Annotated in this window: 21 protein-coding genes and 1 pseudogene; 8 read left to right on the forward strand and 14 right to left on the reverse strand. The window is 65.4% G+C overall.

The annotated features are described in order from the left end of the window. A pseudogene (locus tag AC628_RS28775) lies at positions 1–674 on the forward strand (hypothetical protein); the annotation flags it as partial. Positions 675–813: 139 nt separating this feature from the next. Beyond that, the gene (locus AC628_RS28780) at positions 814–2,397 is read left to right on the forward strand and encodes a caspase family protein (protein WP_245321375.1); all 1,584 of its coding nucleotides are present in this window, start codon (positions 814–816) and stop codon (positions 2,395–2,397) included. 75 nt (positions 2,398–2,472) lie between these two features. On the opposite strand, the gene AC628_RS28785 is transcribed toward AC628_RS28780, so the two are convergent. The 4 genes from AC628_RS28785 to thiD all read right to left on the reverse strand — a co-directional run bounded on the left by AC628_RS28785 (position 2,473) and on the right by thiD (position 6,516). Continuing rightward, on the reverse strand, positions 2,473–3,462 hold the full coding sequence (locus tag AC628_RS28785) for a threonine ammonia-lyase (protein WP_074130148.1): 990 nt from the start codon (positions 3,460–3,462) through the stop codon (positions 2,473–2,475). A 56-nt stretch (positions 3,463–3,518) separates the two neighbouring features. Continuing rightward, positions 3,519–4,610: a glycosyltransferase family 4 protein gene (locus AC628_RS28790; RefSeq protein WP_074130149.1), complete on the reverse strand. Its 1,092-nt coding sequence runs from the start codon at positions 4,608–4,610 to the stop codon at positions 3,519–3,521. Then, positions 4,607–5,419 (reverse strand): UDP-2,3-diacylglucosamine diphosphatase, encoded by an 813-nt coding sequence (locus tag AC628_RS28795; protein WP_050423189.1) that lies wholly within the window; start codon positions 5,417–5,419, stop codon positions 4,607–4,609. The genes AC628_RS28790 and AC628_RS28795 overlap by 4 nt, the downstream gene beginning before the upstream one ends. Positions 5,420–5,718: 299 nt before the next feature. Next, on the reverse strand, positions 5,719–6,516 hold the full coding sequence (gene thiD, locus AC628_RS28800; RefSeq protein WP_074130150.1) for a bifunctional hydroxymethylpyrimidine kinase/phosphomethylpyrimidine kinase: 798 nt from the start codon (positions 6,514–6,516) through the stop codon (positions 5,719–5,721). Between the two features lie 204 nt (positions 6,517–6,720). Between thiD and AC628_RS28805 the strand changes: the two genes are divergently transcribed. Continuing rightward, positions 6,721–6,966: an Lrp/AsnC ligand binding domain-containing protein gene (locus AC628_RS28805; RefSeq protein WP_016845986.1), complete on the forward strand. Its 246-nt coding sequence runs from the start codon at positions 6,721–6,723 to the stop codon at positions 6,964–6,966. Between the two features lie 144 nt (positions 6,967–7,110). Here the strand turns inward: AC628_RS28805 and AC628_RS28810 are convergent, their stop codons facing one another. Continuing rightward, positions 7,111–7,716 (reverse strand): TetR/AcrR family transcriptional regulator, encoded by a 606-nt coding sequence (locus AC628_RS28810; RefSeq protein ID WP_074130151.1) that lies wholly within the window; start codon positions 7,714–7,716, stop codon positions 7,111–7,113. 124 nt (positions 7,717–7,840) lie between these two features. On the opposite strand from AC628_RS28810, the gene AC628_RS28815 reads away from it, so the two are divergent. Both AC628_RS28815 and AC628_RS28820 read left to right on the forward strand, forming a co-directional pair. Then, on the forward strand, positions 7,841–8,515 hold the full coding sequence (locus AC628_RS28815) for a hypothetical protein (protein ID WP_143201860.1): 675 nt from the start codon (positions 7,841–7,843) through the stop codon (positions 8,513–8,515). A 20-nt stretch (positions 8,516–8,535) separates the two neighbouring features. Continuing rightward, a complete protein-coding gene (locus AC628_RS28820; RefSeq protein ID WP_143201861.1) occupies positions 8,536–8,889 on the forward strand; it encodes a DoxX family protein in 354 nt (117 codons plus the stop codon). A 39-nt stretch (positions 8,890–8,928) separates the two neighbouring features. Here the strand turns inward: AC628_RS28820 and AC628_RS28825 are convergent, their stop codons facing one another. Next, entirely contained in the window at positions 8,929–9,867 is a 939-nt protein-coding gene (locus tag AC628_RS28825; RefSeq protein WP_074130153.1) for a c-type cytochrome, read from the reverse strand. Between the two features lie 165 nt (positions 9,868–10,032). Here AC628_RS28825 and AC628_RS28830 point away from each other — a divergent pair, with 165 nt between their 5' ends. Beyond that, positions 10,033–10,455 (forward strand): CHRD domain-containing protein, encoded by a 423-nt coding sequence (locus AC628_RS28830; RefSeq protein ID WP_074130154.1) that lies wholly within the window; start codon positions 10,033–10,035, stop codon positions 10,453–10,455. Positions 10,456–10,567: 112 nt separating this feature from the next. Here the strand turns inward: AC628_RS28830 and AC628_RS28835 are convergent, their stop codons facing one another. The 6 genes from AC628_RS28835 to AC628_RS28860 form a co-directional block, all read right to left on the reverse strand. Next, a complete protein-coding gene (locus AC628_RS28835; protein ID WP_074130155.1) occupies positions 10,568–11,014 on the reverse strand; it encodes a c-type cytochrome in 447 nt (148 codons plus the stop codon). Positions 11,015–11,141: 127 nt separating this feature from the next. Further along, the gene (locus tag AC628_RS28840; protein ID WP_074130156.1) at positions 11,142–13,451 is read right to left on the reverse strand and encodes a xanthine dehydrogenase family protein molybdopterin-binding subunit; all 2,310 of its coding nucleotides are present in this window, start codon (positions 13,449–13,451) and stop codon (positions 11,142–11,144) included. 128 nt (positions 13,452–13,579) lie between these two features. Then, entirely contained in the window at positions 13,580–15,109 is a 1,530-nt protein-coding gene (murJ, locus tag AC628_RS28845; protein WP_074130157.1) for a murein biosynthesis integral membrane protein MurJ, read from the reverse strand. Positions 15,110–15,211: 102 nt separating this feature from the next. Continuing rightward, positions 15,212–16,363, reverse strand: coding sequence for a DegT/DnrJ/EryC1/StrS family aminotransferase (locus AC628_RS28850; RefSeq protein ID WP_074130158.1), 1,152 nt, complete (start codon positions 16,361–16,363; stop codon positions 15,212–15,214). Between the two features lie 49 nt (positions 16,364–16,412). Continuing rightward, the gene (locus AC628_RS28855) at positions 16,413–17,429 is read right to left on the reverse strand and encodes a Gfo/Idh/MocA family protein (protein ID WP_074130159.1); all 1,017 of its coding nucleotides are present in this window, start codon (positions 17,427–17,429) and stop codon (positions 16,413–16,415) included. A 249-nt stretch (positions 17,430–17,678) separates the two neighbouring features. Further along, positions 17,679–19,091 carry a mannose-1-phosphate guanylyltransferase/mannose-6-phosphate isomerase gene (locus AC628_RS28860; RefSeq protein WP_074130160.1) on the reverse strand — a complete coding sequence of 471 codons (1,413 nt, stop codon included), beginning with the start codon at positions 19,089–19,091 and terminating at the stop codon, positions 17,679–17,681. Positions 19,092–19,442: 351 nt separating this feature from the next. On the opposite strand from AC628_RS28860, the gene AC628_RS28865 reads away from it, so the two are divergent. Continuing rightward, positions 19,443–20,411: a lysylphosphatidylglycerol synthase transmembrane domain-containing protein gene (locus AC628_RS28865; protein ID WP_074130161.1), complete on the forward strand. Its 969-nt coding sequence runs from the start codon at positions 19,443–19,445 to the stop codon at positions 20,409–20,411. A 49-nt stretch (positions 20,412–20,460) separates the two neighbouring features. Further along, positions 20,461–21,471: an MraY family glycosyltransferase gene (locus AC628_RS28870; protein WP_074130162.1), complete on the forward strand. Its 1,011-nt coding sequence runs from the start codon at positions 20,461–20,463 to the stop codon at positions 21,469–21,471. A gap of 5 nt (positions 21,472–21,476) precedes the next feature. Here AC628_RS28870 and AC628_RS28875 read toward each other — a convergent pair whose 3' ends face one another. Then, entirely contained in the window at positions 21,477–22,418 is a 942-nt protein-coding gene (locus tag AC628_RS28875) for an NAD-dependent epimerase/dehydratase family protein (protein ID WP_074130163.1), read from the reverse strand. Then, a complete protein-coding gene (locus AC628_RS28880; protein WP_074130164.1) occupies positions 22,415–23,629 on the reverse strand; it encodes a glycosyltransferase family 4 protein in 1,215 nt (404 codons plus the stop codon). The genes AC628_RS28875 and AC628_RS28880 overlap by 4 nt, the downstream gene beginning before the upstream one ends. Between the last annotated feature and the right edge of the window lie 39 nt (positions 23,630–23,668).

The raw sequence follows: 23,668 nt of genomic DNA on the forward strand, positions 1-23,668 counted from the left end.
CCAAAAGCGCTGCCGCCGAGAGCGCGGCCCCCGACGCGACGATGGCCGCCACGCCGCCAGTGCCGCCTCAGGAAGCCGTTGCGACGCCGAACGCCGAAGCCGCAATGCCCGCTGCAACGCCGCCCGCCGAGGCTGCCGCAGCGGCAATCCCGCAGCCGAGCGAAGCCTGGCTCAAGGCCGAAGCCGCGCTGGCCGAAGCCGAGGCTGCCGAACTTGCCCGCGTCTCCGACGAGGCCGCCGCCGACGCGCATGACGAAGCGGTGCTCGACCTGATCGCGATGGAGATGGGCGCGCCGGATCCGATCGACGAAGAGACGATCGCCGAGGAAATGCGCGCTGCCGAAGAGCTGCGTGTCGCCGAGGCGATGGCCGCCGAGCCCGAAATGGATGCACCGGCCACTCAGCCCGAGCCGGCCCCGGCACCCGAGCCGAAGGCCGAGATCAAGGTTGAACCCGCACTGGTCGCTGCAGCGGCGGTTGCCGAAGCGCCTGCGGCCGTGCCGCCGCCTCTCACGCCCACCGTTGAGCCTGCCCCTGCTCCTGCTGCAGAGGTCTCGCTCGGCTCTACCATCATCGCCAGCGGCCTCTTGAAAAAGCCGAACGTCGCCGCCAACGACCCGCTCGCGCCGATCCGCCGCATGAGCCAGGCCGAGAAGATGGCGTTCTTCTCGTAGGCGCGGACGTGTTCACGCGACGCGTTCACCTCCGATTGACCTCCCACGCTCCGTGACCCAGCTCACGTACCGCGCCCGCATTTACGCCTAGCCTCCCCGCGACCGGTCTCGCACCGGGATCAGCTTTTGGGAGCGCGCGATGGTCCGCCTGACATCCATGATGATATCGGCCGCATTGCTGGGCCTGTTCAGCCTCGGCACACCCAGCATAGCGCTTGCAGAGACCGGCGCCGTCACCGTCGGCAATGCAGCGCAGACGCCGGCGCCATCCATCGACCAGGCCGCTTCGCCGGCGACATCAGCCGTAGCGACACCGGCGGCGCTCCGCGGTCCCGAGCAGCGCGTGGCACTCGTGATCGGCAATGCGAACTACGAGAATGCGCCAAAACTCGCTAATCCCGGCAATGACGCGCAGTCGATGGCCGAGCTGTTGAACGCGGCCGGCTTCGAGGTGATCTCCGCAACCGACCTCAGGCAGGGCAACATGATGAAGGTGTTGCGGGATTTCTCCGACAAGGTCGCGGCGCGGGGCCCAGGCACGGTCGCCATGATCTACTATGCCGGCCACGGCGTGCAGCTCGCCGGCGAGAACTATCTGATTCCGGTCGATGCGAAGATCGCGACGCCGTCCGATCTCGACGGCAATTCGGTGCGTCTCGTCGACGTGATGGGCACGCTCGAGAACATCCCGAGCCGGATGCGCATCGTGGTGCTCGATGCCTGCCGCAACAACCCGTTTCCCAGCGTCAACGACGCCGGCCGCGGCCTTGCCGTCGTCGACGCGCCGAACGGCTCGATCGTCGGCTATTCGACCGCGCCCGGCATGGAGGCGCAGGACGGCAACAACGGCCACAGCCCCTACACCAACGCCTTCCTGCGGCTGGCGCGCGAGCCCAATCTGCCGATCGAGCAGTTGTTCAAGCGCGTTCGCCTCGAGGTCAACTCGACGACCGACGGCCGGCAGACGCCGTGGGAAAGCTCGTCGCTGACCTCCGATTTCTATTTCTTCGGCGACACCGCTGTCGCGTCGGCGCGTGCGCCCGCGAACGCCCCTGTCGTGCAGATGGCATCGAACCTGCCGAACCGTTCGGTGCGCCAGGCCTATGATTTCGTGCTGTCGGAGGGCCGGCCGGAATACTACGAGGAGTTCATCCGGCTCTATCCGCGCGATCCGCTGTGCGACCGCATTCGCTTCCTGCTGACCAACTGGCTGCAGGTCGCGGCCTGGCACAAGGCGGTGCTTGCCAACACGCCGTTCGCCTACAAGACCTTCCACGACAATTTCGCCGGCGGCCCCTACGCGCAGCAGGCCTTGAAGCTGCAGGCCCAGCCGAAGGCGGTGCCGCTGATGCAATTCACGCGGCTGTCAAATCGTCAGGCCCTGCAGCCGATCAATGCGGGCCTGCAGGGCGCCGGCGGCAATGGCCAGATCGGCGGCGGCAGGATCGTCAACATGCCCGCGCCCGGAGCGAAGCCGGTCGGGATGCCGAACACGATCGGCAAAGGCAACATCGCGAGCCTTCCGGCTGCAAATGCCGGCAAGAACGCATCAAGCCCGATCATGAAAGACAGCGACCGACACCGCTTCCGCGCCGGGCGGCAGAGCATGCAAGTCGACCGGACGCGATCAAGCGGTGGTGACCATGCAGCGTTCCGCTCAACTCCGTCCGGCTCGCATGTCGGCGGCATGGGCGGCGGCCATCACGGCGGCTTCAGGCACTGATCGGCCACGCCGGACAACGAAACGGGGGCAGAGCGACCACCGCCCTGCCCCCGCTGCTTTTCAAAAACGCCGATCTCAGGCGACGAGCTTCGCGAACAGGTCGGCGTCGACATTGCCGCCCGAGAGCACGATGACGACGTTCTTGTCCCTGGCGTCGATCCGCCCCGCAAGCAGTGCGGCGAGCCCGATGGCGCCACCGGGTTCGACCACGAGCTTCAGCTCGCGATAGGCAAAAGCAACGGCCGCACCAACCTCGTCGTCGGAAGCGCTGACACCGTTCGCGAGCAGCTTGCTGTTGATCGCAAAGGTGAGCTCGCCCGGCATCATCGCCATCAGCGCATCGCAGATGGTGCGCGGCGCAACCGCATGCGCCTCGCGATGGCCGACCTTGAGCGACAAAGCGTGATCGTCATAGCCCGCGGGCTCGGCAACGATCACCTGGGCCTGCGGATATTTCGCCTTAACCGCGGTGGCAACGCCCGCGATCAGTCCGCCGCCCGAAGCCGGCGCGACCACGATATCAGGCGTCAGCCCGAGCGCGGCCATGTCCTCGGCGATCTCGCGGCCGGCGGTGCCCTGGCCCGCGATCACGAGCGGATCGTCATAGGGAGGCACCAGGGTCGCGCCACGCTTGCTGGCGATGCCGCTCGCAATCGCCGCGCGGTCGTCGCGATCGCGATCGTAGAGCACGACTTCGGCGCCGTACGACTTGGTCCGCTCGCGCTTGGTGAGCGGCGAGTCCGCAGGCATCACGATGGTCGCCTGCATGTTGAGGATCCTGGCCGCCGCGGCGACGCCCTGGGCGTGGTTGCCCGAGGAGAACGCGACGACGCCGCCGCTCCGCTTGTCCTGCGGGATCGAGGCGAGCTTGTTGAAGGCGCCGCGGAACTTGAACGATCCGGTCCGCTGCAGCATTTCGGGCTTGAGGAAGACCCGGCTGCCGACGCGTTCGTTGAGAACGGGAAAGGTCAGGAGCGGCGTGCGCACCGCGAACGGCGCGACCACCCTTGCGGCGGCATCGATGTCCGCGGCAGCGACGGGTGGATTTAAAACGGTGTCCGTCATCCGCAATTTGTATCGCGGCGGGCCACAGCCCGGCAAGACGCTTTAGCGTGACTTGTCTAGCGTGAGGTGGGGTGTGTGGCCGGCAGGGCTGCAAAATGGTGCTCTTCGGCACCGAATTCGATCGCCTCCCCCTCGCCATCGGGCGCAGCCGGACGGACGTTCATGCAGCGCTCGATGAACACCCTGGCCGACGCCTGCCAGGTGTGGAGCGCGGCAAAATCGACACAGGCCTGACGTGGGATGCTGAGCGCCTCCAGGCAGGCATGCCGCAGATCATCGTCGAGCACGCCGACCGGTGCCGCGCCGATCACGTCGCGGGGTCCGGTGACCGGAAAAGCGGCGACCGGCAGGCCGCTCGCCAATGCCTCGAGCAGCACCAAACCGAACGTATCGGTGCGGCTGGGGAAAACGAACACATCGGCCGCGGCATAAATCTCAGCCAGTTCTTCCCCATGGCGGGCGCCGAGGAAGACGGCTTCGGGATATTTCCGCTCCAGCGCCGCCCGCGCCGGGCCGTCGCCGACCACGACCTTGGTGCCGGGCAGATCGAGATCGAGGAATGCCTCGAGATTCTTTTCCACCGCCACCCGGCCGACGCTGAGATAGACCGGCTGCGGCAGGCAGAGGTCGACATCGCGCGGATGGAACAGCGCGGTATCGACGCCGCGCGACCACAGCACCACGTTGCGAAAACCGCGCTGACGCAGTTCGGCGGCCAGCGCCGGGGTTGCCGCCATCACCGCCCGGCTCGGCTTGTGGAACCAGCGCAGCGCGCGCCACACCCAGGCTTCCGGAACCGGCGTCCGGGCCGAGACATATTCGGGGAAGCGGGTGTGGAAGCTCGTCGTGAACGGCAGGCCACGCTTGCGGCAATAGCGGCGAACCGAAAGCCCGATCGGGCCTTCGGTCGCAATATGGATGCTGTCGGGCTTGGCCGCTTCGATCAGGCTCGCGACCTTGGCCCGGTACGGCAACGCCAGCCGGAGGTCGCGATAGCTCGGCATCGCGAAGGTGCGGAACTCGTCCGGCGTCAGGAAGCTGACCTCGACGCCGAGCGAGTTTGCCGCCTGTGCCATCATGGTCAGCGTGCGGACAACCCCGTTGACCTGGGGATGCCACGCATCGGTCGCGACCAGGATATGCGTCATGCAGCGCGTGCCGTCACTCGCGGAACTGGCGCGATCCGGCGCACCGGGTCGGTCCAGGTGATGATTTCAAAATGGCCGTCCTCATGCTCGGCGAGCGCGGTGCAGCTCTCCACCCAGTCGCCGCAATTCATGTAGCGGATGCCGTGCTCGTCATGAATCGTCGCGTAGTGGATGTGGCCGCAGATCACGCCGTCGCAGCCGTGACGCCGCGCCTCGCCCGCAAGCGTCGCCTCGAACGCGCCGATATAGTTCACCGCCTTCTTGACCTTCAGCTTGGCCCATTGCGACAGCGACCAGTAGGGAACGCCGAACATCTTGCGGAAGAAGTTGACGAAGCGATTCATCTGGATCGCGAAGTCGTAGGCCTTGTCGCCGAGATGGGCGAGCCAGCGCGCGTTCTGCACGACGAGATCGAAGATGTCGCCGTGGATGATGAGGTAGCGCTTGCCGTCGGCGCCGGTGTGGACCGTGTTCTCCACCACATCGATGCCGCCGAAATGCGTGCCGTAATATTTGCGCAGGAACTCGTCGTGGTTGCCCGGGACGTAGATCACCTTGGCGCCCTTGCGCGCCTTGCGCAGCATCTTCTGCACGAAATCGTTGTGAGTCTGCGGCCAGTACCAGTTCGACTTCAGCGCCCAGCCGTCGACGATATCACCAACGAGGTAGATCGTGTCGGCATCGTGAGAGCGGAGGAAGTCCAGCAGGCGGTCGGCTTGCGAACCGCGGGCTCCGAGATGGACATCGGAGATAAACAAAGTGCGAAAGCGCCGCTCGGGGCTTTCTTCACTCAAGGAGTCACTTCCCATGCCTGTGCACCTAACAGATTCCTGTGACAAGGCGATGACGATCCCCGCGACCTGAGGCTCCACAAAAAGTTAACGAGAATCAGCAGCGCGCCCCTGCCCTGCGGATAACAGCCGCATGCGACAATCTGGCGACATCGGCGCTCGCCGCTGTGAGGAACAGGCGTGGTGTTGCTGCATATCGCAGTGGAACAACGCGCACGTGACGAATGCGTAGCCCGGATGAAGCGCAGCGTAATCCAGGGTCCTTCCCGGATTTCGCTTCGCTACATCCGGGCTACGAGGCTACGGGCTACACGGCTTCAATAGTACTTGTGGAAGTGATGCACCGGTCCGTGGCCGCGACCGACGGCGAAGCGATCGGCGGCGGCGATCGCATCAGAGATCCAGGCCTTGGCGTTGCGCACGGCGGTCTCCATGCTCTCACCCTTCGCGAGTCCCGCCGCGATCGCCGACGACAGCGAGCAGCCGGTGCCGTGGGTGTTTGATGTCGCGATGCGCGGCGCCGCGAGCGCGATGCTGCGCGCGCCTTCGATCAGATAGTCGATGCTCTCGGCGCCGTGGCCGTGACCGCCCTTCACCAGCACCGCGCGACAGCCCATCGCCAGCAATCGCCTGCCTTGCCGCTCGACGTCGGCCTCGCTCGCGGCGACCGGCTCGTTCAGCAGCGCCGCCGCTTCCGGCAGGTTCGGGGTGATCAGCGAGGCCAGTGGAAACAGTTTTGCCTTCAGCGCATCGACCGCCTCGGCGGCAAGCAGCCGATCGCCCGAGGTTGCGACCATCACCGGATCGAGCACGATGTGGCGCGGCGCCCAGCGCTTCAGCCCTTCGGCGATCGCCACGATGGTCTCGGCCTGCGCCACCATGCCGATCTTCACCGCGCCGACGTCGAGATCAGAGAACACCGCATCGATCTGGGCCGTGACGAAAGACGCCGGCACCGGATGGATGCCGCTGACCCCCGTGGTGTTCTGCGCGGTCAGCGCCGTGATCGCCGAGGCGCCATAGACCCCGAGCGCGGCAAAGCTCTTGAGGTCGGCCTGGATGCCCGCCCCGCCCGAGGAATCCGAGCCGGCAATGGTGAGCGCGACCGGCGTCATCTTGCGGCACCGGTGGTTGGTTGGAATGAGACCATCACGAATGAGACCATCGTCTGTCCTTGCGCCTGTCCTAGCCCGGCCGCCCATCGGCAGCAAGTTCGCCTGACTTTACCGCGAGTTGGCGTTCCCTTGCCCCTTCTTGTCCCCTTGCCTTGGCCGCCCGTTTTTGGCCTATAGTCGCGGAAATCCCCGGAGACGACTTTGATGGTTCCTTTCTTCGTCCAGATCAAATGCAAGCTCGGCCAGTCCTACACCGTCGCCAACGCGCTGGCGGAAGCCGAGATTGCGTCCGAGATCTATTCCACCGCGGGCAATTACGATCTCCTGGTCAAGTTCTACGTCGACCACGACACCGACATTGGCCATTTCATCAACGAGAAGGTTCAGGTGATCCCGGGCATCCAGGACACCCTAACCATCATCACCTTCAAGGCGTTCGGCGCGAAGTAGCGCATCGATCTTCGTACATGCCCGATTGGCGAGGCGCGCGCCGCTAAAGCGCGATGAGATCAGGTTGGATCATCATCGCGCTTTGGATTCTTGTCCAAGCATGATCTTTTCGGAAAACCGCTTCGCACTTTTCCGGATCATACTCTAGGCGGACGGCGCCGCGTCGATCAGCGCCTTCAGGAACGTGACGACGATCCGGCCGCTGCGGCTCACTTCGCCGGCCCTCGACAGTAGCGCCATGCCGCGGCCCAATGCGATGAAGCCGGTGGCGATCTCCACGGGATCGGCCGGCGGCTGTTTGCCAAGCAACTCGAACAGCCGCGTCACCAGCACGCCCAGGGCCCGGCGGTGCTTGCGGTTGAGTTCGTTATAGCCTTGCGCGAAAGTCGGGCTGCGCAGCGCCTGCAATTGCAGCTCGATCGCCAGCACGGCGAACCCCGGATCCGAATTGGCGGTGGCGGCCCATTTTTCGAGGCCGGCCATCAGTTTCGCCGGCTCGCCCGATGCCTGCCCCAATACGCCTTCGATTTTTGCACGCTCCTCGGATTGGTGCTGTTGCACCAGTTCCAGGAGGATCGCCTCCTTGTCGGGAAAATTCGAATAGAACGCGCCCTGCGAAAATCCGGCGGCGTCGGCGATGTCGCGCACCGAGGCCTGCGCAAACCCCTTCTTGATGATCTCCTCGCGCGCCGCCTCGATCAGGAGGCTCTTCGTACGGGCCTGACTTTCCTCGCGATTTAGCCTGGGCAACGGATCGGACTCCCGGATCTACAAAAATCATTTGCTTTTCAGATACCGAATGATATCTATTTCAGATAGCAGTCGGTATCTGTAAATCAGCGCGTCGGACGAACGCGCGGGGAGCAGCTATATCATGCAGAGCAGTCCAATGGACCGTACGCTCGCTATTCTGGCGACGCTCGCGGCGGCGACCGTCGGCGCCATGGTGATCGGGATCCTCACCACCAAGGGTTCGCAGGACTTCTTCCAGACCGCCCGCTCCGTCGAAGCTTATGGCGCGCATCTGGGGACCCCCCTCGTGCCGTTCGGTCTGCGGCTCAACCTCGGGCTCGATAATCTCTTCATGATCTTCTACGGCGCATTTTTCACCGTGCTGGCCGCCCGGCTGCGCACCATGATGGACCCCTATCTGCTGGGCATTGCGCTGGCCGCCATGATGCTCACGGTCGTCCTCGATTGCGTCGAGAACCACCACATCATGACCATGGTGCATGCGATCCAGAACGGATTGCCGCTGTCGCCGGCCGACGGGGAGCTGCAGATGATCGCCTCCCAGGTCAAGTTTCACGCCAGCTATCTCGCAGCCCTGCTGTTCTCGTTCGGCTTCCTGCAGTTCGGCAGGCTCGGCAGGACCATCGCGGTGGTGCTGTGGTGCTACATCCCGTTCGGGGTCCTGATTTCGGTTACGCCGGTGGAGCAGGCGAAGGCGCTGGTCCTGGGACGGACGATCTTCTTCGTCTTTGCCTTCATCCTGTCCGCCGTCCTGTTCGCTTCACAGGCCAGAAGCCACGCGCGGAACCGTCAATAACAAGCCCGGAGGGTCCCCTGATGCCGATCTCGATGGTCACGATTGCCGGACGAAGCCTGCTCGCATTGTTGTTCATCCTTGCCGGCGCAGCCAAGATCGCTGGCCCGAAGCCGTTCCTCGACCACATGGCGGCACACCATATTCCCGGCGTGCTGCTGCCGCTGGTCATCGCGCCCGAGCTTGGTGCGGGCCTGGCGTTGCTGATCGGCTGGCAGTCGTCGTTTGCCGCCGGCGCGCTGGCGCTGTTTTGCCTCGCGACCGCATTCGGCTTTCACCTCGACCTCGCTGACAAGGCGGAACGAACGCTGTTCTTCAAGGACCTCGCGCTTGCCGGTGGCTTGATGGTCATTGCCGCCGGTGCGTGGCGCGGATAGCCGGCCAAGCATCGCAGACAGCAAGCATCATACGCGCAATCAGGAAGGATCCGTCTTGTCCGCCTTGCGCGTCGGCTTCGGCGGCCCGTCGACCGGCGGCAGCGATTTGATGTAGTCGGCGATCGCGTCGCGATCGGAAGGCGAGAGCTGCGAGGTGTTGCGGATCACGCGCACCATCGATCCGCCGGCGCTATCGCCATCCGGCGTCTGCCCGCTCTCGAGGAAATAGGCGATATCCTTCGCGCTCCAGTCCGCGATCCCACGCGGCGTGATGTTGGGCACCCAGCCTTCGCCCTCCGGATTCGGCCCACCGGCGAAGCGCTGCGAGCTGACGATGCCGCCGAGGAAATTCCGCGGGCTGTGACACTCGGCGCAATGGCCGAAGCTGTTGACGAGATAGGCGCCGCGATACCAATGCGACGAGCGGCTTGCATCCGCGATAAACGGCTTGCCGTCCATGAACAGGAATTTCCAGACCCCGACATCGCGCCTGATGTTGAAAGGAAACGGCACATCGTGATCGCGCACCTTGCCGGCGACCGGCGGCAAGGTCTTCAGATAGGCGAACAGGTCGCGCACGTCATTGACCCTGGCGTGCTGATAGGACGTGTACGGAAACGCCGGGAAGTAATGCGTCCCCGACGGCGAGGTGCCCTTCATGACAGCGGTGACGAAATCAGCCTCGCTCCAGCGCCCGATGCCGTCGTTGGGGTCGGGCGAGATGTTCGGCGCGTAGAAGGTGCCGAACGGCGACGGTATCGCGAGCCCGCCGCCGAGCCTGGTGCGGTCATCCTGCTTCGGCACGGCATGGCAGGAGGAACATCCCCCCGCATTGAACGTTGTGAGCCCGTTGGCGAGGTTAGGCTGGTAAGCGGGCAACGCGCTTGCGGCGACGGTCGCGGGGATCGTCAGCCACCAGAACACGCCAAAGCCGATGAGGCCAGCCAGACCGGCCAGGAGGAGAATTCGTCGCAACATTCACCGATCCGTCATTGGTCGCGTCAGTTCATCAACCAGTATGATGGCAACCGGTCGCACAAGCTCGCATCAAATTTGCCGCACTCACGATCATTTTGGGAATAAATCCGGTGAGCCGCGGTTTGAAGATTGCAACCATCGTGTGACGTCAAAGGGGAGAGAACCATGTCGAACAAGACCTTGCTTGCCACGCTGACGCTCGGCGCCGCGATCGCGCTCGCCGGTCCGGCCTTTGCCGAAAAGCTGCACGCCAAGCTGGACGCCAAGTCCGAAGTGCCTGCGAACGCCAGCGCCGGCACCGGCACTGCCGACATCGACTACGATGCGGCCACCAAGAAGCTCAGCTGGAAACTGACCTATTCCGGCCTGTCGGGCCCTGCGACCGCCGCGCATTTCCACGGTCCCGCCGAGGCCGGCAAGAATTCCGGTGTCGCGGTCGCAATCCCGAACGCGACATCGAGCCCGGTCGAAGGCAGCGCCACGCTGACCGACGCGCAGGCCGCCGACCTCCTCGCCGGCAAGTACTACGTCAACATCCACACCGCGGCGAACCCGGGCGGTGAGATCCGCGGCCAAGTCACGAAGTAAAGCTCACGAAGTAAGTCCGACACGAAAAGGCCGACACAGCAAGAAGGGCGGACGCCTCGCGGTTTCCGCCCTTTTTGAGCAGAAATTTCTTCCAGCCTTCTCCTGGCTCTTCTCAATGCGCCTTGACGCGGTAGGTCTCGTGACAGCCAAGACATGCGTCGTTGATGGCAGTGAACTCCGTCTTCAGGCTATCAAGGTCTTTGACCTTGGTCTTTGCCTCGCCCACGACCTTGGCAAAGGTGGCCGCATGGGCCTCAAAATCCGCTCGCTGGGTCCACACCTTCGTCGACGCGTAGTAGTCGCCCTTTGGCCTCTTGTCCTTGATGCTTTCGGGAAAAAAGGAAGGGAAGCGCTTGGCTACGTCCTCCAGGCCGACAAGCGCCGCGTCAACGGCGGTCTGATCGTAAGTCGTCTTGCCCTTGGTCATGTCGTAGAGCACGATCGCGTTCTTGAGGTTGGATTTCATCGCAGTCTGCGTCAGGGCAACTTGGTCTTCCGCCGCAGCCACGACACCAACGCCAAGCAGCAAGGTTGCTGCGACAATACCCGTTCGAAACATCGACTGTTCTCCATGTTCAGGATCGAAATGAACCGATCCTGGCGATCGGCCGCGAATTTGCGGCGCGTGGCCTGATCAAGCGAACACCGCTCGATCCGGTTCATTCCTTTCCTGCCCGCACAAAGTATCAGAGAGTATGGCGGCGCTGCGCCTCGCGGATCGCGACCCAGACACGCTCCGGCGTGGCCGGCATGTCGATGTGGTCGATCCCGAACTCGCGATGCAGCCCCTCGACGATCGCGTTGACGACCGCCGGGCATGAGCCGATCGCGCCGGCCTCGCCCGCGCCCTTCACGCCCATTGGGTTGGTCGTGCACGGCACGTTGTGGGTCTCGAACACGAAGGACGGCCCGTCCGAAGCACGCGGCATCGCATAGTCCATGAAAGTGCCGGTGACGAGCTGACCGTCGGTCTGGCTGTAGACCGCCTGCTCCATCAGCGCCTGCCCGATGCCCTGCATCGCGCCGCCATGAACCTGGCCCGCGAGCATCAGCGGATTGAGCGTGACGCCGAAATCGTCGACGATGACGTAGCTGACGATCTTGATGATACCGGTTGAGGGATCGATCTCGACCTCGGCGAGATGCGTGCCGTTCGGATAGGTGCCGTCGGCGCTGGCGAAGGTCGCGCTCGCATTCATCTTCGATGTATCGCCGCCGGGACGCTTGGCGAGATCGGCAAAGCTGACCGAACGGTCGGTGCCGGCGACGCGGATGCGGCCGTCGGATATTTCGAGGTCGCCGGTGCCGGCTTCCAGCGCCTGCGCCGCCAGCTCCTTCAGCTTGTTGCCGAGCTCGTGCGTTGCGCGCTGCACGCTGACGCCGCCGGACGGGATCGATGCCGAGCCGCCGGTGCCGAGGCCGGTCGCGATCTTGTCGGTGTCGCCCTGCAGCACATGGACGCGCTCGGGCGGCACGCCGAATTGCTCGGCGACGATCTGCGCGTAAGCTGTCTGGTGGCCCTGCCCGCTCGACTGCGTGCCGATCAGGATCGAGATGTCGCCATTGGAATCGAGCGCCACATTGGCGGTCTCCTCGCCCATGGTGCCACAGACCTCGACATAGCTCGCCATGCCGATGCCGCGCACCAGGCCGTCCTTCTTGGCCGCCTTGGCGCGCTTTGGAAACTCCTTCCAGTTGGCGATCTCCATCGCGCGCTTCATGTGCGCGACGAAGTCACCGGAGTCGTAGACCTTTCCGGTCGCGGTCGTGTACGGCAGCGACTTCGGCGGAATGAAGTTCTTCCGCCTGATGGCGTCAGGCGTCATGCCGAGCTTTCGCGCGGCCGCGTCGACCAGCCGCTCGATCACATAGGCGGCCTCCGGGCGGCCGGCGCCGCGATAGGCATCGACCGGCACCGTGTTGGTGAACACGGTGCGGACCCGGCAATGGAAGGCCTGGATGTCATAGAGGCCCGGCAGCATGCCGGCGCCGCCATGCGGGATATAGGGCGCGAAGGTCGAGAGATAGGCGCCCATGTCGCCCATCAGATCGACATCCATGCCGAGGAATTTGCCGTCCTCGGCGAGCGCCATCTTCGCGGTGGTGAGATTGTCGCGGCCCTGCGCGTCGCCCATGAAATGGTCGGAGCGCTCGGCAGTCCATTTGACCGACTTCTTGAGCTTGCGCGCCGCGACCGAGATCAGCGCATATTCGCGATAGGGAAACAGCTTGGTGCCGAATCCACCGCCGACATCCGGGCAGATCACCCGCATGTTCTCCTTCGGCATCTTCAGGATCATGTCGCAGAGGATCTCGCGCAGCCGATGGCTGCCCTGGCTGCCGATCGTCAGCGTCAGGTGATCCCTCTTGGCGTCGTATTCGGCGACCGCTGCGCGCGTCTCCATGAAATTGGTGATGACGCGCGGATTGACGATGGTGATCTCGGCCACAGCATGCGCCTTGGCGAACGCGGCCTCGGCGGCGCCCTTGTCGCCGATCGAGACGTCGAACAGCACGTTGCCGGGCTTGTCCGGCCACACCTGCGGCGCGCCCTTCTTCACCGCATTGACGAGACCCGCCACCGCCGGCAGCGGCGTCCACTTGACGTCGATCGCCTCGATCGCGTCACGGGCATGATCGACGGTATCGGCGACCACAAAGGCCACGGCGTCGCCGACATGGCGCACTTCATCCTTGGCGAGGATCGGATAAGGCGGTGCGGTGAACGGATCGGTTTCGAGGTTGAACAGGCACGGCAGGCCGCCGAGCTCGGCGACATCGGCCGCGGTCAGGATCAGCGCCACGCCGGGCATGCCGCGGGCCTTGCCGGCGTCGATCGTGTAGGTGGCGTGCGCATGCGGCGAGCGCAGCATCAACGCGTGCAATGCGGGAGACGGTGCGACGTCGTCGGTATAGCGGCCCTTGCCGCGAATCAGAGCGTCATCCTCCTTGCGCCGCACACTTTGTCCGACGCCGAATTTGATGGGAGCTGCCATCGTCTCTCCAATTGCCTTGGTGTGTTTTGCGCATATTGGCGTGGTTGTCCGCGAAGCGCAAACCGCTTTCCGCCGCACGCGGCGCTATCGCACAATCAGCTCCTATGCATTTGATTTGACAGGTAAAACTATACGCGCCGCAGCGCGAACAGCCAGCCGCGGCCGAACAGTGTGAGGATCAGCAGGGCATAGACGAAGACGCCGACCGCAATCAGCAGCAGCAGGATCATCTCGTCGCGGAAGATCTGCATCGGCGCGAACCACACATAGGCGAAATGCGAGGTCAGCCACAGCGCGAGCGCGAGCAGCACGCCGCACAGCGCAAAGGTGCCGAACGAGCGGACCAGCGCGCGATCGAGCGCGAGATAGCCGCGGCGCACGGCGAACATCAGCACCAGCAGCAGGTTGACCCAGGCGCCGACCGCCGTCGCGAGCGCCAGCCCGACCTGCGCCAGCGTGCCGACCAGCGCGATCTTCAGCGCAACGTTGACCGCGACCCCGGTCAGCGCCGCCTTCACCGGGGTTGCGGTATCCTTGCGGGCGTAGAAGGTCGCAACCGCGCTGCGAATCATCACGAAGGGAATCAGCCCGACCGCATAGGCGGCGAGCGTCGCGCCCGCGTTTGCGGCATCGGCCTTCGAGAACGCGCCGCGGGCGAACATCGCGCGCATGATCGGATCGGCCACCGTCAGGAACGCCGCCACGAACGGCACCGAGAACAGCAGCGTGAAATCGAAGGCGCGGCGCTGCGCGGCCATGGCGCCGGTGTGATCGTCGGCGGTCAGCCGCCGCGACATCTCCGGCAGCAGCACGGTGCCGATCGCGATCCCGATCACGCCGATCGGCAATTGGTTGAGGCGGTCGGCATAATACAGCGCCGACAGCGCGCCCGCGGGGAGGAAGGTCGCGATGATGGTGTCGGCAAACAACGCGACCTGGGTGCCCATCGAGCCCAGCGTTGCCGGTCCCAGCGCGCGGAAGAAGGCGCGGACGTCCTCGTCCAGCCTCAGCGGCGCAAACCGCGGCAGGCCGCCGTGACGCGCAAGGTCGCCGGCGAGCAGGAAGAATTGCAGGAAGCCCGAGATCAGGACGCCCCAGGCCGCGGCATGGCCGGCGCTGGGGAAGAACGCTGCAAGTGCCAGCGTCATCATCATCGCGAGGTTGAGGAAGATCGGCGCCGCGGCCGCGCTGGCGAAGCGATGCATCACGTTGAGCATGCCGCCATACAGCGTCACCAGCGTGATCAGCAGCAGATAGGGAAAGGTGATCCGCGTCAGCTCGATCGCGAGCTTGCGCTGGGCTGCGTCGTCGGTGAAGCCCGGCGCGAGGATGCTCATCGCCTGCGGCATGAACGCCATCGCCACGACAAGCAGGATCACCTGCGAGGCGAACAGCAGCGTGAAGATGCGGTCGGCGAACAGCCGCGCCGAGGCCTCGCCGCGCTCGCCATGGACATGGGCATAGGCCGGCACGAAGGCGGCGTTGAAGGCGCCTTCGGCAAAGATCGCGCGGAAATGATTGGGCAGCCGCAGCGCCACGAAGAAAGCGTCGGCGACCGGCCCGGCGCCGAGGATCGCCGCGAGCATGATGTCGCGTGCGAACCCGGTGACCCGCGAGAGCAGGGTATAGCCGCCGACGGTGAAGATGCGCCCAAGCATGCGCTGCTTCTAGCGCATGATTGCGTTACGAAAAAGTTTCGTATCAGGCCGTTAACGATTTAGGCATGATCGAGCCCGAAAACCGGAAACCACTTTTCGGGATCATGCCTGTAGCGCGCTGCGCACAGCCGCGATGACGCGGTCCTGCGCCGCTTCGTCGAGATAGGGGTGCATCGGCAGGGCGATGACGTCCTTCGACAGCCGCTCGCTGACCGGCAGGCCGCCGTCGGCGACCGGATAGTGGCTGTAGGCCGTCTGCTGATGGACCGACTTCGGATAGTAGATCATGGTCGGGACGCCCTGCGCCTTCAGCGCGGCCGCGAAGGCGTCGCGGTCGATGCCCTCGGACAGGCGGATGGTGTACTGCGCCCACACCGAGGTGCAGCCGGGAGCAACGCGCGGTACCGCGACGAGGTTGCCGAGCGCGCGCGAATAGCGTTCCGCGACCTTGTTGCGCGCCGCAATCTCGTCGTCGAAGATCTTCAGCTTCTCGAGCAGGATCGCCGCCTGCATGGTGTCGAGCCGCGCCGTCAGGCCGAGCCGGACGTTGTCGTACTTGTCCGAGCCCTGGCCATGGACGCGGATGCTGCGCAGCGTGCGCGCGAGTTCCTCGTCGTCGGTGAAGATCGCGCCGCCGTCGCCGAAGCAGCCGAGCGGCTTGGCCGGGAAGAAGCTGGTCCCGGTCGCGAGCCCGAAGGTGCCGAGCCTGCGGTTCTTGTAGGTCGCGCCGAAGCCCTGCGCGGCGTCATCCAGCACAAAAAGGCCCTCGGCCTCGGCGACCGCGCTGATCGCATCGTGATCGGCGCTCTGGCCGAACAGATCGACCGGGATCACGGCCACCGGCTTCAGCCCGCGGGCGCGCGCCGTTGCGATGCCGCGCTTCAGCGAGTTGATGTCGATGTTGAAGGTCTCCTCGTCGACATCGACAAACACCGGCGTGGCGCCGGTCAGCGTCACGACCTCGCCGGTCGCGCAGAACGTGAAGGTCGGGCACAGCACCGCATCGCCCGGGCCGACATTCTTCGCCATCAGGACCATCAGCAGCGCGTCGGTGCCGCTGGCGCAGCTCACCACATGCTTGGCGCCGGTATAGTCCGCCAGCGCCTTCTCCAGCGCGGTGACCTCGGGCCCGTTGATGAACTGGCAATGGTCGAGCACGCGCGCGACCGCGTCATCGATCGACTTGCCGAGCCGCCGGCGCTGCGCGGAAATATCGATGAAGGGAATGGGCTCAAGCTGCATATGCTGGTTCATGGAAGCTCTTTGCACGTGTTGAATGGATGAAATCGGCCGGTGAAGACAATCAGCCGGCAACGCGGCGCGGTCCCTTGCGCATCGTCGAGGCGGCGGGCCGCGCGGGCGATTCCAGGCAGCGGATCGCGATCTCGAGGCTGGCGACGCCTTCGTCGCCGGACACCGCCGGCAGCTTGCCGCTGCGCACGGCATCGAGGAAGGCGATCAGTTCGGCGCGGAGCGGCTCGTCGTGACCGACCGGCAGATGGCGCATCGAATAGCTGCCGTCCGGCTTGAAGCCGAAGCATTCGGTGACCTGGCGCGTCAGCAGGTCGCCCATCACATACTTGCCGCGGGTCGCGACCGTGACGTTGCGCGCCTTGAACGGCGTCAGCCAGTTGGTGTTGATGTGGGCCAGCACGCCGGACGCGGTGCGGAATTGCAGCAGCGCGATGTCCTCGCGCTCGGCGACCGCGCTTGAGAGCTGCGGCTGCACCTCGACGATGTCGGACTCGGTGAACCAGCGGATCAGGTCGATGTCATGCACGGCGAGATCGATCACGACGCCGACATTGGACATCCGCGGCGGGAACGGGCCGACCCGGGTGATGCCGATCGACAGGATGTCCTCGCCCGAGATCGCCTGCTTGATCGCGGCGACCGCCGGATTGAAGCGCTCGACATGGCCGACCATCAGCGTGACGCCGGCCCGCTCGGCGGCGGCGACGATCTCGCGGCCCTCTTCGACCGTGGATGCGACCGGCTTCTCGACCAGGATGTGGATGTTGCGCGCGATGCAGGCGAGCGCGATCTCGTGATGCAGATGGGTGGGAGCTGCGATCGTCACCGCATCGATGCCCTCGGCGAACAGCTGATCGAGGGTCTCAAAGGCGCGGCAGCCGACCAGGTCGATGGCGCGCGTGCGGTGTTCGGGCAGCGGATCGACGATGCCGATCAGCGTGACGCCGGGCAGTCCAGCCAGCACGCGGGCATGGTTGCTGCCCATCACGCCGGCGCCGATCACGCCGACACGCAAGGCGCGGCCGATATCGGCCCTCGCGCCGGCTGCGGACAATTTTGCATTCATATCGTAGACCCCAAGTAGCGTTCTGGCGGTTGTCCCGGCTCCTCAGGGAGCCATCCCGGCTCCGAGGGAATCAGACCAAGGCCCCTCGTCCCGATCTGCGCCTCTGGCGCAAATCACCCCGCTTCGTTGGCAGCCGCTATAGCACGGCGTCACAAATGTGGCGAATGCCAAGGACGAAATCCGGACACGTTTTGATTCAAAGAGTTACATCGTCCCACGCCCGATGATTCGCGCGGGAACCGGCCCGCCTCAGCTGCGCCGGTAGTCGTCCTCGATGCGGATGATGTCGTCTTCGCCGAGATAGCTGCCGGTCTGCACCTCGATCAGCTCGAGCTGGATCTTGCCGGGATTCTCGAGCCGATGCACCGCGCCGATCGGGATGTAGATCGACTCGTTCTCGTGCACCGTCTTGATCAGCTCGTTGACGGTGACCTGCGCGGTGCCGCGCACCACGATCCAGTGCTCGGAGCGGTGATGGTGCTTCTGCAGCGAAAGCCGCCCGCCCGGCTTGACGATGATGCGCTTGACCTGGTGGCGGTCGCCATTGTCGACCGACTGATAGGAGCCCCAGGGGCGATGCACCTTGATGTGGTTCTCGGTCACCTCGGGTGCGGCCACCTTCAATTTCGCGACCAGCCGCTTCAGCCCGTTGGCGTCCTTCTGGCGCGACACCAGCACGGCGTCCTGGGTCGCGACCACGACGAGGTCGTCGACGCCTTCGAGCGCGACCAGCGCCCGGTCGGTCGCGACGTTGCAATTGCGGGAGTCCTCGAACACTGCTGCACCGCGCGCCGCGTTGCCGAGGCTGTCCTTGTCGGACAGCTCCCAGACCTGACGCCACGAGCCGATGTCGGACCAGCCGCACGCCACCGGCACCACCGCGGCAAGCGACGTCTTCTCCATCACCGCGTAGTCGATCGAGATCGCCTTTGCCGCGGCGAATGCCGATGCATCGAGCTTGACGAAGCCGAGATCGCGCGTCGCTGATGCGACCGACTGCTCCACCGAGGCAATGCTGTCCGCATCGACGTTGCGATACTCGTCGAGCAGCACGCTGGCGCGGAACATGAAGTTGCCGCTGTTCCAGAGATAGCCCGCATCGATATAGCCTGCCGCCGTCGCAGCATCCGGCTTCTCGACGAATTTCGCCACCGCGCGCACCTCACCGGCGACCACTTCACCCGGGCTGATGTAGCCGTATTCGGTGGCGGGCCGTTCCGGCTTGACGCCGAAGGTCACGATGCGGCCGGCTTCGGCCGCCACCAACCCGCCGCGGCACGCGGCAACGAAAGCCGGCGTGTCCCGCACCAGATGGTCGGCGGCGAGCGCCAGCACGATCGCTTCGCCGTCACGGCTCTGCGCGAATGCCGCACCGGCCGCAATGGCAGGCCCGGAGTCGCGGCGCATCGGCTCGAGCAGCACGTCGGCTTCGCGGCCGATCTCGGCCAGCTGCTCCAGCACCATGAAGCGATAGGCCTCGTTGGTGATCACGATCGGCCGCTCGAACAGGCCGGCATCGGAGACCCGCAGCAGCGTCTCCTGGAAGGTCGAGCGCGCCCCGAACAGCGACAGGAACTGCTTCGGATGCACCTCGCGTGACGCCGGCCAGAGCCGCGTGCCTGCGCCGCCACACATGATCAGGGGGATAATTCGTCGGTCCATCGATGCCTCAAGTCCTGTCGTGCAGGTCCAATGGTACCCGTCCGTGGACGGCATACCAAACTGGCCCGGGCCGCCGCGGCCGGCAGCCCCCTTTTACCTTGGGAAGCACTGTCCGAGCAGTCACGCGCCCCCACGCGTCTGGTCGGATTTTACCGGTATCGTAAACCCCCGGTGAGCGGCGGGGCGTCCCCGCTCCGGCCTCTTTAGCCGCCCCTTCGCACCTGCCGCAATAGGGACCAGTACGGGTATTGCCAGATCGATGCGGAAACCATACCAAGGCGGCGAATTTGGGCGCGCGAAAGCGTTTTGCGCTGTTTTGACACATCCTGAAACCTGGCAGCGCGAACGGAAATGCGCCGAATCCTGCTTTCGACCGTCAAGATCCTGATCTCGGCCGCGCTGCTCTATTTCTCGCTGCGCAAGGTCAATCTGTACGATCTGGCCTCCCGCATCCAGGTCGAGAGCCTGGGCTGGCTCGGCCTCGCGATAGCGGTCACCTTGCTGCAGATCTTTCTCGGGGTGCTGCGCTGGCGCGAGATCAGCGTCGAATGCGGCGCGCCGCTGGAGACCGCGCAGGCGATGCGCTTCAACGTGATCGGCACCTTCTTCAACCAGACCCTGCCGTCCTCGATCGGCGGCGACGCCGTGCGGCTCTGGCTCGTCGCGCGCGCCGGTGCGGGCTGGCGCGCGGCCACCTATTCGATCTTCGTCGACCGCGCGGTCGGACTGATCGCGCTCGCCGTCGTCATCGCGGCCACCCTGCCCTGGAGCTACCGCCTGATCTCCGATCCCAACGGCTGGACCGCGTTGCTGCTGCTCGATCTCGCGGCGCTCGCGGCCGGATTCGGCTTCCTGGTGATCGGCCTGTTGCCGTGGGCCTGGCTGAAGCAGTGGTGGGCAACGCACCACATCCACGCCTGCGCGGTCATCGCGAACCGGGTGCTGTTCAGCCGCAAGCACGGATTGCGGGTGGCAACCCTCTCGATCGCCATTCACGTGGTGACCGTCGTGATCGCCTGGTGCGTGGTGAAGTCCATCACCGCCCCGGTCACCTTCGGCCAGATCTTCCAGCTGTTGCCGCCGGTCATGCTGATCACGATGATGCCGATCTCGATCGCCGGCTGGGGCGTGCGCGAGGCCACCATGGCGCTGGCCTTCGGCTTTGCCGGACTGATCGCCAATGAGGGCGTCAACATCTCGCTGCTGTTCGGCGCGGTGTCGTTCGTGGTCGGCGTATTCGGCGGCCTGGTGTGGATCCTGAGCCCGGAAAAGGCCGCCAAGGGCGCAGAGCCGATCGAAGTCCCGGGATCACAATCGTGAGTCCCGGGATCACAAGCGTGAGTCCCGGGATCGCAATGACCGGACCAGAATGAGCGTTTTCGAAACCCTCCTGTTGTTGATCGCTGCGGTTCTGGCCGCAGCGATCTCGGCCGTCCTGATCCAGCTGACGCGGCCGCTATTGCTGCGCGTGGCGCTGGCGAAGCCGAATGCGCGCTCGTCGCACCGCATTCCCACGCCGCAGGGCGCCGGCATCGCGGTCACCGCAGCCACGCTGCTCGCGGGCGGGATCGTCATCGTGCTGGTCGGATCGCCCTTCCTGACGATCCCATTCACCGTCTTCTCGGCCTGCCTGTTCATCGCGGTAGTGGGCTTTGCCGACGACATCCGCTCCCTGCCCGTGGTCCCGCGGCTGCTGCTGCAGGCTGCCGCCGTTGCGGCCGTGCTGTTCTCGGTGCCAGGCGAGCTCAGGCTGGTCCCGGCCTGCCCGCTCTGGCTCGAACGCGGCCTGCTGCTGATCGCCGGCCTCTGGTTCGTGAACCTCGTCAACTTCATGGACGGGCTCGACCTGATGACCGCGGCCGAGGCCGTGCCGATCACGGTGGCGGTCGCCCTGCTCGGCAGCTTCGGCCATGTCCCGGTCGCTCCGGCGCTGGTCGCGGCGGCGCTCTGCGGCGCGCTGCTCGGCTTCGCGCCGTTCAACCGGCCGGTCGCAAAGATATTCCTCGGCGATGTCGGCAGCCTGCCGATCGGCCTGCTGCTCGGCTGGTGCCTGCTTGAGCTCGCCTTGCGCCAACAATTCGCCGCCGCGCTGCTGCTGCCGCTGTACTATTTGACGGATGCGACGGTCACGCTGTTTCGCCGCATGGCGCGGCGCGAGCCGTTCTGGGCCGCGCACCGCTCGCACTTCTATCAACGCGCGACCGACAACGGATTCACGGTGTGGCGCGTGGTCGGCGAAGTCTTTGTGCTCAACGTGGTGCTGGCGCTGCTCGCATTCGCCTCGGTCGCCCTCAACTCGCTGGCTGCCGACCTCGCCCTGCTACTTGCCGGCGCGGTCGCCGTCGCCTGGCAGCTGCGCCGGTTCTCGCGCGCGTTCTGATCACCTCAGATATCGGTTCGGCTCAGCGCGCGCCTCAGCCCCTCATCGAGGCTGATCGGCTGCTGCCATCCCGTGCTCGCGATCTTGGACAGATCGAGTTCAAGCGAGGCGAACAGGCTGTCATAGGCTTCCTTGCGGCCGCCCATCGTCAGCGACACCTTCAAGAGCGGCGGCGGCAGCCAGAACAGGCGCGGCGAGGTTTCTGCCGCGCGGGCCAGCCGTTCGACGAACTCCCGCGTCGAGACCTGCTCGCGATCGGCCACCAGGAACACGTCGAAATCGTTTCCCGGTTGCGACAAGCGGTACAGGATGAACGACGCCAGGTTTTCCGCCGACAGGAACGCGCGGCGATTCTTCACATAGGCGAGCGGAAGCGGCATGCGATTGAGCACCGCGCGCTTGAGCAAGGCGAAATTTCCCTTCGCACCCGCGCCGTAGATCAGCGGCGGCCTGATCACGGTCACCCTCATGCCGCTGCCCGGCGCGATCTCCTTGAGGCCAACTTCGGCGGCCGCCTTCGAGTTTCCGTAGAGCCCGCGGGGCGTCAGGACATCGTCCTCGCGAAACGGAGGGCGCCCGTAATTGCTGCGTCCGTGCACCAGGATGGTGCTGACAAAGACGAAGTCCCGAACACCTGCCGCAACCGCCGAACGCGCCAGATGCAGCGTGCCTTCGATATTGACGTTGCGGTAGAGCTCGATCGCCTGTTCATCGGACTGCTGGTGAACGCGAGCCGCAAGATGAACGACGGCGTCCACGCCCTCGAGCGCGGCGCGCCAATCGGTGGCGGGGCTGAGCGAGCCGATCGCCACGTCGTTTGCATCCTGCGGCGCGGTTCGCACCGCGCGCCGCACCAGCCAGCCATTCTGCGCCAGCTCGGGCACCACATGGCGACCGACGAAGCCGCTCGCACCTGTCACTAGAACCGTCGGGCGACGATCAGTCATGCTGTCCGCTCCACATCGTGATTGGATAGCAGCTCCACGACCAGCGCAGCATAGCTCGACAGGGCCCGCTCGGCACTGAAGGTCCGTGCGGTCGCAACTGCGCGCTCGGCCATCTCCGCGTCCTGCGATCGCGACGCCAGCCTGACGGCATCGGCGAGTTGATCGGGCCGCCCCGGTGTGACGACCCAGCCCAGCCTATTCTCGCTGACGGTCAGGGCTGCCTCGGCCTCAGGCTCGGAGACCAGGATGACCGGCCGGCCGGCTGCGAGCAGATTATAGAACCGGCTCGGGACCGATACACCGGCAACGTCCTTGCGATAGGGGATGAGCCAGACGTCCGCACTGGAGAGCAGCGCATCCAGCTCGCCGTCCGCGACGCGGTCGACCAGCGTGACGTTGGCGAGTTGCGCCGCGGCCTGCATCTCCTTCAAGCGCGCGAAGCCCATGCCCCACCCCGAGAGCAGGAAATGGATATCGCGCTCGTCGCGCAACAGCCGCGCGGCCTGGAAGACGATGTCGGGATCGTGGGTGAAGCCCAGATTGCCGGACAGGCCGACGACGAAGCGGGCGGCAATGGCCTTGCGAAACGGATTGTCGGGGCTGACGGGACGATTGCCGGGAACGAGCGTGGCCCAGTTCGGGATGAACCTGATCTTGTCCGGCGTCATTCCGCCGTAGCGCAGCAGCAGCTTCTCGGCGTCGCGGCCGATCACGATGACGGCGTTCAAGGCACGGAACATCAGCGTGTTGATGCCGCGCATCGCCCGCGCGACCAGCGAAGACGGCCGCAGCAGTCCGGCCATCACGAGAACATCCGGAAACAGGTCGTGCAGGATCAACGCCGACTTGGCGCCCTTCAACCTCGCCGCGGCGGCAACCGCATAAGGAAGCGCGAAGGGTGCGGTCACCGTCAGCGCCACGTCGCCCCGCTTCAGCCCCGACAACAATGCAAAGAACATCCGGCCGGTGAACAGCGCCTCGGCCAGTGCGCGCTTGATCAGCGCCGCCTTTCCCGGCAGCCAGTTCCTGACCTCGACGACGGTGGGCCGCCCCGGCGCCGGCGCCCTCGCCGAGCCCGGCATCCCCGAGACCACCACCACCTCCGCCTCCTGCGCGATCCGTTCGGCGATCGCGGACATGATCGCGGCGGTCGTGCTGTGGTCCGGCGGATAGTGCTGGCTGGCGACCACGACTTTTCGAGAACTGGGCATCAATGGCTTTCGAAATGGTCCTGCCTCGTCGTCCGCAGG

The sequence above is a fragment of the Bradyrhizobium sp. NAS96.2 genome, assembly GCF_001908235.1.
Lineage (GTDB): Bacteria > Pseudomonadota > Alphaproteobacteria > Rhizobiales > Xanthobacteraceae > Bradyrhizobium.

Excerpts from the sequence above, each read along its gene's own strand:
- AC628_RS28805 (WP_016845986.1), top strand. The coding sequence starts at position 6,721 with ATGGTTCCTTTCTTCGTCCAGATCAAATGCAAGCTCGGCCAGTCCTAC.
- AC628_RS28790 (WP_074130149.1), bottom strand. The coding sequence starts at position 4,610 with ATGACGCATATCCTGGTCGCGACCGATGCGTGGCATCCCCAGGTCAAC.
- AC628_RS28850 (WP_074130158.1), bottom strand. The coding sequence starts at position 16,363 with ATGAACCAGCATATGCAGCTTGAGCCCATTCCCTTCATCGATATTTCC.
- thiD (WP_074130150.1), bottom strand. The coding sequence starts at position 6,516 with ATGACGCCGGTCGCGCTCACCATTGCCGGCTCGGATTCCTCGGGCGGG.
- AC628_RS28835 (WP_074130155.1), bottom strand. The coding sequence starts at position 11,014 with ATGTTTCGAACGGGTATTGTCGCAGCAACCTTGCTGCTTGGCGTTGGT.
- AC628_RS28880 (WP_074130164.1), bottom strand. The coding sequence starts at position 23,629 with ATGCCCAGTTCTCGAAAAGTCGTGGTCGCCAGCCAGCACTATCCGCCG.
- AC628_RS28815 (WP_143201860.1), top strand. The coding sequence starts at position 7,841 with ATGCAGAGCAGTCCAATGGACCGTACGCTCGCTATTCTGGCGACGCTC.
- AC628_RS28865 (WP_074130161.1), top strand. The coding sequence starts at position 19,443 with ATGCGCCGAATCCTGCTTTCGACCGTCAAGATCCTGATCTCGGCCGCG.
- AC628_RS28780 (WP_245321375.1), top strand. The coding sequence starts at position 814 with ATGGTCCGCCTGACATCCATGATGATATCGGCCGCATTGCTGGGCCTG.
- AC628_RS28860 (WP_074130160.1), bottom strand. The coding sequence starts at position 19,091 with ATGGACCGACGAATTATCCCCCTGATCATGTGTGGCGGCGCAGGCACG.
- AC628_RS28870 (WP_074130162.1), top strand. The coding sequence starts at position 20,461 with ATGAGCGTTTTCGAAACCCTCCTGTTGTTGATCGCTGCGGTTCTGGCC.
- AC628_RS28820 (WP_143201861.1), top strand. The coding sequence starts at position 8,536 with ATGCCGATCTCGATGGTCACGATTGCCGGACGAAGCCTGCTCGCATTG.
- murJ (WP_074130157.1), bottom strand. The coding sequence starts at position 15,109 with ATGCTTGGGCGCATCTTCACCGTCGGCGGCTATACCCTGCTCTCGCGG.
- AC628_RS28830 (WP_074130154.1), top strand. The coding sequence starts at position 10,033 with ATGTCGAACAAGACCTTGCTTGCCACGCTGACGCTCGGCGCCGCGATC.
- AC628_RS28875 (WP_074130163.1), bottom strand. The coding sequence starts at position 22,418 with ATGACTGATCGTCGCCCGACGGTTCTAGTGACAGGTGCGAGCGGCTTC.
- AC628_RS28785 (WP_074130148.1), bottom strand. The coding sequence starts at position 3,462 with ATGACGGACACCGTTTTAAATCCACCCGTCGCTGCCGCGGACATCGAT.
- AC628_RS28795 (WP_050423189.1), bottom strand. The coding sequence starts at position 5,419 with ATGGGAAGTGACTCCTTGAGTGAAGAAAGCCCCGAGCGGCGCTTTCGC.
- AC628_RS28825 (WP_074130153.1), bottom strand. The coding sequence starts at position 9,867 with ATGTTGCGACGAATTCTCCTCCTGGCCGGTCTGGCTGGCCTCATCGGC.
- AC628_RS28855 (WP_074130159.1), bottom strand. The coding sequence starts at position 17,429 with ATGAATGCAAAATTGTCCGCAGCCGGCGCGAGGGCCGATATCGGCCGC.
- AC628_RS28840 (WP_074130156.1), bottom strand. The coding sequence starts at position 13,451 with ATGGCAGCTCCCATCAAATTCGGCGTCGGACAAAGTGTGCGGCGCAAG.